Source organism: Cupriavidus sp. 05L411, from assembly GCF_056398045.1.
Genome location: NZ_JBFTOQ010000125.1, coordinates 1 through 1,101 on the forward strand (window position 1 = coordinate 1; position 1,101 = coordinate 1,101).

1 protein-coding gene is annotated in these 1,101 nt (G+C 66.5%); it reads right to left on the reverse strand.

What is annotated here, in order from left to right:
• Positions 1-1,101, reverse strand: a 1,101-nt coding sequence (gene prpC / locus AC1DQR_RS40210; RefSeq protein ID WP_477135135.1) for a bifunctional 2-methylcitrate synthase/citrate synthase, incomplete at both ends; no start/stop codon positions are given.

Consider the following 1,101-nt stretch of genomic DNA (forward strand, 5'->3'; position numbering starts at 1 on the left):
AGGTTTTCCGGCCCGGTGTAGTTGGCGCTGGGGCGGATGATCTTGTTGTCGATGCGTTGCTCGATGATATGCGCAGCCCAGCCCGAGGTGCGCGCGATCACGAACAGCGGGGTGAACATGGCGGTGGGCACGCCCATCATGTGATAGCTCACCGCGCTGAACCAGTCCAGGTTGGGGAACATCKTCTTGGCGTCCCACATGGTGGTTTCCAGGCGCTCGGCGATGTCGAACATCTTCATCGMGCCGGCATCCTTGGACAGGCGCCGCGCCACTTCCTTGATCACCTGGTTGCGCGGGTCGCCGGTGGTGTACACCGGGTGGCCGAAACCGATCACCACTTCCTTGTTCTCCACGCGGCGCGAGATGTCGATATGCGCCTCGTCCGGGCTGTCGTAGCGCTTCTGGATCTCGAACGCCACTTCGTTGGCGCCGCCGTGCTTGGGGCCGCGCAGCGCGCCGATGGCGCCGCAGATCGACGAGTACATGTCCGAGCCCGTGCCGGCGATCACGCGGCCGGCGAAGGTGGAGGCGTTGAACTCGTGCTCGGCGTACAGGTTGAGCGAGGTCTGCATGGCGCGCTCCCACAGCGCGGACGGCTTCTGGCCGTGCAGCAGGTGCAGGAAGTGCGCGCCGATGGTGTCGTCGTCGGTCTCGACTTCGATGCGCCGGCCGTTATGGCTGTAGTGGTACCAGTACAGCAGCATGGAGCCCAGGCTGGCCATCAGGCGGTCGGCGATGTCGCGCGCGCCGGGGGTGTTGTGGTCGTCCTTTTCCGGCAGCACGGTGCCGAGCACGGACACGCCGGTGCGCATCACGTCCATCGGGTGGGCGCTGGCGGGCACCCATTCGAGGGCGGCCTTGACGTTGGCGGGCARGCCGCGCAGGGCCTTGAGCTTGGCCTTGTAGGCSGCCAGTTCGGCGCGGGTGGGGAGCTTGCCGTGCACCAGCAGGTGGGCGATTTCCTCGAATTCGCAGGTCTCGGCGATGTCGAGGATGTCGTAGCCGCGGTAGTGCAGGTCGTTGCCGGTACGGCCGACCGTGCACAGCGCGGTATTGCCGGCGGTCACGCCCGACAGGGCGACGGATTTCTTCGGCTTCGGG